At 36.8% G+C, this 6,257-nt stretch carries 8 protein-coding genes; 1 reads left to right on the top strand and 7 read right to left on the bottom strand.

Annotated elements, in window-relative coordinates:
• On the bottom strand, nt 1–303 hold a 303-nt coding region (gene tnpA / locus CALSC_RS15060), incomplete at its 3' end, for an IS200/IS605 family transposase (protein ID WP_235006799.1).
• Here tnpA and CALSC_RS15055 point away from each other — a divergent pair.
• Nucleotides 270–1,472, top strand: a complete 1,203-nt coding sequence (locus CALSC_RS15055; RefSeq protein WP_088242142.1) for an RNA-guided endonuclease InsQ/TnpB family protein — start codon at nt 270–272, stop codon at nt 1,470–1,472. The genes tnpA and CALSC_RS15055 overlap by 34 nt on opposite strands.
• An 87-nt stretch (nt 1,473–1,559) precedes the next feature.
• Here the strand turns inward: CALSC_RS15055 and CALSC_RS26525 are convergent, their stop codons facing one another.
• The 6 genes from CALSC_RS26525 to CALSC_RS15035 all read right to left on the bottom strand — a co-directional run.
• Nucleotides 1,560–1,718 carry a hypothetical protein gene (locus CALSC_RS26525; protein WP_159460632.1) on the bottom strand — a complete coding sequence of 53 codons (159 nt, stop codon included), beginning with the start codon at nt 1,716–1,718 and terminating at the stop codon, nt 1,560–1,562.
• On the bottom strand, nt 1,715–1,903 hold the full coding sequence (locus CALSC_RS15050) for a DUF4089 domain-containing protein (protein ID WP_088242141.1): 189 nt from the start codon (nt 1,901–1,903) through the stop codon (nt 1,715–1,717). Before CALSC_RS15050 ends, CALSC_RS26525 begins: the two co-directional genes overlap by 4 nt.
• A gap of 116 nt (nt 1,904–2,019) precedes the next feature.
• On the bottom strand, nt 2,020–3,318 hold the full coding sequence (locus CALSC_RS15045) for a hypothetical protein (RefSeq protein ID WP_088242140.1): 1,299 nt from the start codon (nt 3,316–3,318) through the stop codon (nt 2,020–2,022).
• A gap of 99 nt (nt 3,319–3,417) precedes the next feature.
• Nucleotides 3,418–3,561 carry a hypothetical protein gene (locus tag CALSC_RS26520; RefSeq protein ID WP_159460631.1) on the bottom strand — a complete coding sequence of 48 codons (144 nt, stop codon included), beginning with the start codon at nt 3,559–3,561 and terminating at the stop codon, nt 3,418–3,420.
• The gene (locus CALSC_RS15040; RefSeq protein ID WP_088242139.1) at nt 3,554–3,955 is read right to left on the bottom strand and encodes a hypothetical protein; all 402 of its coding nucleotides are present in this window, start codon (nt 3,953–3,955) and stop codon (nt 3,554–3,556) included. Before CALSC_RS15040 ends, CALSC_RS26520 begins: the two co-directional genes overlap by 8 nt.
• Nucleotides 3,956–4,149: 194 nt before the next feature.
• A partial coding sequence (locus CALSC_RS15035) for a CHAT domain-containing protein (RefSeq protein WP_143288267.1) occupies nt 4,150–6,257 on the bottom strand: 2,108 nt, incomplete at its 5' end.

Genomic DNA, 6,257 nt, shown 5'->3' with positions numbered 1-6,257 from the left:
ATCTGGTTTGTAGTCAATTAATAAATGTACATGGTCTGCTTCACCATTGAACTCTAATAATCCACAGTCCCATTTTTTTAGGGTATCTGTGATTATTTCTTTTAGCCTGTTTAGTATTTCGGCGTTAATGGCTTGACTGCGGTACTTTACGACTAAAACGATATGAGCGTTAAGTTTATAAACAGACCTAAAACCATTATTATACATATATTGACAATAGATAGCGGTAAGTAGTAGATTACCATAATCGTTTCTCCCTTGCTGTATTGATGTTGGATGTGCTAAAGGTGAGAATTTACCCAAACAAAGGGCAAGAAATATCCTTAGCTAAAAGCTTTGGATGTTCTCGCTTTATTTGGAATTTCTACCTGAATAGAACTAATACTCAATACGAAGAAACGGGTAAGGGTATGACTTACTGCCAGATGGCTAAAGACCTGACTCAGTTAAAGAAACTGCCTGATTATGAATGGCTGCAAGAACCAACTGCTGCTGTTTTACAACAATCTCTCAAGAATTTAGAATCGGCTTTTAAAAATTTCTTTGCAAAACGTGCTAGATTCCCTAAATTCAAGAGTAAGCATTCTAAGCAGTCAATCCGTTTTCCTGAAAGTTGCTCAATCAAAAATAGTGGCTTAAAACTGCCTAAGCTTGGCATTGTTAAAGCTAGTTTTTCAAAAAATGTTGATGGCAAAATTAAATCTGTGACTGTTTCTAAAACAAGTACGGGGAAATATTTTGCTGCAATCTTATTTGAGACTAAAGATTTAACAACAAAGGCGCAAGGTAAGATATCAGGAATTGATTTAGGGTTAAGCAGTTTAATAACTGTGTTTTATGGTGAAAACTGCTACAAGGTTGACCCAATCAAACCTACTAGAAAATATGCTAAACGACTACGAATTAGACAAAAAGCTTTGTCTGGTAAAGTTAAAGGGTCTAACAATAGACGTAAAGCAGTTAAAGTAGTTGCACGCATTCACGAAAAAATATCAAACACTAGACAAGATTTTCTCCATAAACTCTCACGAAAGTTAGTTGACGAAAACCAAGTCCTGATAGCTGAAAACCTTTGTCTTAAAGGTTTGGCGCGTACTAAATTAGCTAAATCCATACATGATGCTAGTTTTGGTATGCTGCTTAATTTCATTAGCTACAAACTAGACAGAGAGGGAGGTAAATTCATTCAAGTTGACAGATTCTTTCCCAGCACAAAGCTTTGTTCATGCTGCGGATATAAGAATGATTCCCTAAATCTCAGTATCCGTGAGTGGATTTGTCCAAGTTGCCAAACAACCCATGACAGAGATGAAAACGCATCACGGAACTTGAGGGCCGAAGGGATAAGAATACTGTCAACAAATACTGTGGGACACACAGAAATTCAAGCTTGTGGAGAAGCAGTAAGACTCGTTGGTACTTGTGCCAAAAAGCGTGTTTCTGAGAAACAAGAATCTCCCGCTACACTGTGAAGCAGTTAGCGGTGAGAGTGTCAAGAATTGCTACCATGTACAAATATTTATTTAGGGCGTTGCATAAATACGGGATGAATTTAGATTTTAGCCCACAACCGACGGAAACGCTGTGCTTAAACAGTTTAACTCCTGATCTTTGCTGGCAATTCGTTGTAAAGTTGTTTGAGTAACTTCCAGGGCGGTAATTTTGCGATCGCGCACTGCTGTAGCAATGGATACGGCATTGTTTAATTCTGGGTTCATGGCTCAAAAACTGGTGCGGCTTCCACTTCTTCTGCTAAGGGAAACTCGTTGACAACTTGAGCAATTACCCTAATTCTGTCAAAGTTTTCCACTACCCCATCAATATATTCATCTGGCAATTGCAAGTCTAACAGTAATGCCATTTGTTTCACGTATGTAGTTGTATCAAATTGTGTATCTGTCATTTCAGTTATCAGTTATCAGTTATCAGTTATCAGCTACTTCATAGATAAATCGAGAGGCTTGTATCCTGTTTATTTTTTTATCACTTATTATTTATTACTTATTACTTATTACTTGTCTAACTCCTGAAGTGGCGATAAATACGGATAATTATCATAGTCAGGAAAATTGCGATCGCACCAATACCCAAACTCCAAAGAAACACTTCTACTCGAAAGCCAATATCTTGTTTGTAATTAGTGGGTTGTGCCAGGATAACGGCGGAACCTAGGGAACTGGTGGCAAGTCCCACACCAGCGATCGCAATGGTATTATTAAGCTGGCGATCGCTTTTGGTTTGTTCGAGGGTAATAATACCTTCAATAGTGCTATTGAGATTTTGCAGTAATGTTAATCCTGGCTGGAAAGTAATACTATCTGCTTGTATTTGTCGCTGATATTTTTGGGCGTAAATATCACCTTCACTGAATTTTTTGAGAAATTCTAAGTTACTATCTGGATATTTTATCTCCATTTCGGTTAAACGAGATTGATAATTATCTAAGTTTATTTTAATGGTTTGATGATGGTTTTCTAGATAATTTAAGGCAATAGTATAATCAGAAAGATTAATTAAATTGTCGCTGAGAATTGTTTGTAGTTGATTTAATTTTAATTTATTATTTTTCAGTGATATTGGTAATTCACTAGCTTGTTTAATTGCTGGTTGAATTTCCACATATTCCTGTTTTAATAGACTTTTTTGATAGCGACTTTGATAGTAAGACCAGACTATTTTGTGACGATATTGCCATAACCGAATAAAGTCTTGATAGCTACTTTTCACCTGGTTTCTCATTGCATCTGCTGAGACATTGTCAGGAAATAACCAGATTAATAGATGATGATTTTTTTCTCTAAATTTATCCCAAAATTCTTGACCATTGACATCCAAACTTTGAGGACAATACCATAATTCAAAAATCGTCCCTCCTAATAACTGACCTTGACCAATCAAATCCCGTTTCCAGTCATAATCAATGACAAATTGTGTATAGCATCTTTGAGCAATTTCTGTGATTTCAGTATCAGTTTTTTGACTTGTCAAATTTCCCCAAAGTAACCAAGTTTGTCCAATAGTACCTACTTGTTGATCTATACGTTGATTGACTTCCTGTTTTAAATTGAGAAAAGGTTGATTATTGAGAGATTTTCCTTCATCATCTGGCTCGCCTTCTGCATTAAATTTACCAGAATAATTAACTAATAAACTATAGGTATCGCTAAACTGGAGAGGATAATAATAGCCATCAAAGGGTGGTCTAAATTTCCTCGTTCTCGTTTCTAATAATTCAATTAACTCAGCACTCTTTTTTTTATATTGGAAAAATTGTGTATATCTTTCGGTGAATTTATTTTCATCTAAGTAAGTCGGCACAATAAAACCAAACTATGTGAAGAATAGTAAATAAGCCTAAAACCCTTGTTCCCCCTGCTCCCTGCTCCCTGCCCCCTGCCTTATCCAAACGATAATTTTTTACGCCAACCTACTTAAATCACCATATATCTTGCGGCAAAAATTTTGACAATTTTCATCAATTTTATGATCATCTTCACCCAAACCATCTTTTAGGTCGTAAACAAATAAATCAATACTAGGATATATGATTTTTTCATCCATTTGTTTGTTTACCAATGATAAAATTGCGGATTTTTTTCAGAATATTTGGATTTACATTATCTTTAGCAGTAGATACAGAATTATGACTATTAAAAGTATTAATTGCTGCGTTAGTCAGTTCATTGGTAGGATTAGTTGGTAAAGGGTCAGGTTCTAATCCTTTGCTACGTTCACCTACTTCTGAATCTAAGATAGCAAGCTCTGTTTGATAAAGTTCATCTAATGGAGGATAACTTTCAGCGAGGGTATCTAAATTGTTGATATAATCGGGATTATTTGTAAGATGTCTGCCAATTTCATTTAACTGTGTTTGTAGATTTGTCGGTAAGGGATTATCTAACTTTTGCAGAGCAGTTAAAAATGCTGTAAGAGTAATGATGTTGTTAGGTTTCACAATTAGAAAACAGAATGTAATGACTAACGCATCACATCATATATTGCAGTGTATTAAATTGCACTATATTCAATAATATTTAACATTTATAGCACTACATGATTAGGGTACGGACATTCTTGGAGGCTGAAACCTATGAATAGCAAACTTATTACTTATTACTTGCGCTTAGGTCTATAGTCAGGGTCTTATATTCAACCAGTAATAATAAAAGCAGCCCAATAATAAGGATGTGCAAATAGCTTCTTTCTCTTCTTATCTTCATCCATCTGACGAATTTGAGCTAATTTTCTCCTCATAAAAGGACGTAATGGTTTATCATCCTTGGGTAACTGCACAAAAATCAACTTATATATTTTTTCCAACTTTCTATATGTTAAATTACGCAACCATTTCGTAGCTTTTGCTAAGGCGATTTGCGGCGTTCTACCTTTGCTTAATTGCCAGTAAAAATAAATCATCACCAAACTACTCGCATCATCAGTTACAGTCCACAGGGTACTAACAACATTACTCACGCCTTGGAATAGAAACCCACTCACCAAACCCACATATTCTGTAGTGATGGTTTGGTTTCCTGTCACCGCAGTTTCGCAGGCGGAAAGACTCACCATCTGGTATTTATTCAGGGGTAATTGCAGAATATCTGTGAGAGTTAGCCTATCCTCACCACTCAAAGCTAAGGCTGATTCTTTGGGATTGTGAAAATTATAGGTTCCATGACCTGTAAAATGAAATATGTCATGCCCAGATTGGAGGGCAGATTCCAGATTTTCTTTAGTAACATCATTATCTGCAAGGCGTTGGGGATGGGTAAACATCCGGGTGATGGTAGCAGATTCAATTTCCGCGTTGAAGAGTTGGGGAAGTGGTTTATCTTCTAAATCAGTGCTATTGGGATGTTCTACGCTGAGTAATTTGGTGGAGGAATCTATATGTTGTTGTTTGCTGGATAATTCTGCTAGGGATAAGCCAATTTGGGCACTGGGTAAATAAGTAATGGTAAAGTTGTCAGGGAATAGGGCATGGAGAGGAAAACGGTGTAAGTCCCGGTGGGGAACTAGGATGAGATTTTGGATTTCCTCCTTTGGGGGGATACAGGAAGGGTTAGATTTTGGATTGGTAACTGAGCTTGTGGAAGTTTGGATTGATTGAATAATTGTGGGAATATCAAGAATATTGGCTAGTTCATCTAGCAGTTTGGATAAATTTTCCCGCCAGTCTCCTTTTTCCTTATCTATAACTTCTTGTTTGTTTTGGCGATAGTTAGCATATTGTTGATCCCACTTTTTGATCCAAACTTCTAATTTATCTGGTTTTTGTGTGGGGATAACAGTGGGTTGAGATACATCGGGGTTAATGATAAATGTAGTTAGGGCAAAAGGACTAAGATGCCAGTAGATAATCGCTGTGTTTTTTGCCGCATCGGGATTTATTAAGTTTTGAATTTGATTGTAGCTAGGGCTAAGGATATATTGTTGCTGATTATCAAGTATCCAGATGAGGTAAAAATTTTTGTTTCTTTCCGCAGTTTCTAAGGCGGGTATAAAATCATCATCTTCGATTAATACATCAACCCGCATTTGTGAGAAACCAGAAAATTGGGATTCTAACTGGCGTTTTTGAAACGAAGATTTATCTGGGGAATTTAATAACTGTGCAAAAACTTGTAACCCTTCTCTTCGGAATTTTTTCGCCTCTTCGTTTTGATCTAAGCCAAGGGAAACACGAACCAAGCTTTGCAATACTTTTAGATGTAATTCGGGAAAGGCTTCTTTTGTCAGGGTAATCAGGGCTTGGTGATACTCAGCTGCTGCTTGATGCCAATATCCACGGTAATTTGATTTACCCACTCCTTGGGAATAGTGTGCGTTACCTATCTCCCAATGCAATATACCCCAGCCTTCTGGGTGTGTTTTTTGGAAACAATGTTTTAACCCTTCCTTAAAGCTTGCTAATTTTCCCCCATATCCACGTTGTTTGAGGTGGGAATTTTGTCTGGCGATGTTACTCATTAAAGACAAAAAGGGATCGTCACTCAAAGAATTTCCGGCTGCAATACCCCGATTAATCCAAGCTGTATCATAGTCGGGTTTAATTTCAACAGCTTTGTCATAGGATGCGATCGCTTCTTCATATCTTCTTAAATAAAATAGGGCACTACCCCGGTTGTTCCAAGCTGTATCATAGTCGGGTTTAATTTCAACAGCTTTGTCATAGGATGCGATCGCTTCTTCATATTTTTCCAAATAACCTAAAGCAACACCTCGGTTATACCAAGCTTCGTGTTGGTCAGGTTTAA

This window comes from Calothrix rhizosoleniae SC01 (assembly GCF_900185595.1).
Classification (GTDB): Bacteria; Cyanobacteriota; Cyanobacteriia; order Cyanobacteriales; family Nostocaceae; genus Calothrix_A; species Calothrix_A rhizosoleniae.
Note: the sequence above shows the minus strand (reverse complement) of the source record. Positions and strands in the feature narration are given on the sequence as shown.

Coding starts and splice junctions, on each gene's coding strand:
- CALSC_RS26525 (WP_159460632.1), bottom strand. CDS start 1,718: ATGAACCCAGAATTAAACAATGCCGTATCCATTGCTACAGCAGTGCGC.
- CALSC_RS15055 (WP_088242142.1), top strand. CDS start 270: ATGTTGGATGTGCTAAAGGTGAGAATTTACCCAAACAAAGGGCAAGAA.
- CALSC_RS26520 (WP_159460631.1), bottom strand. CDS start 3,561: ATGGATGAAAAAATCATATATCCTAGTATTGATTTATTTGTTTACGAC.
- CALSC_RS15050 (WP_088242141.1), bottom strand. CDS start 1,903: ATGACAGATACACAATTTGATACAACTACATACGTGAAACAAATGGCA.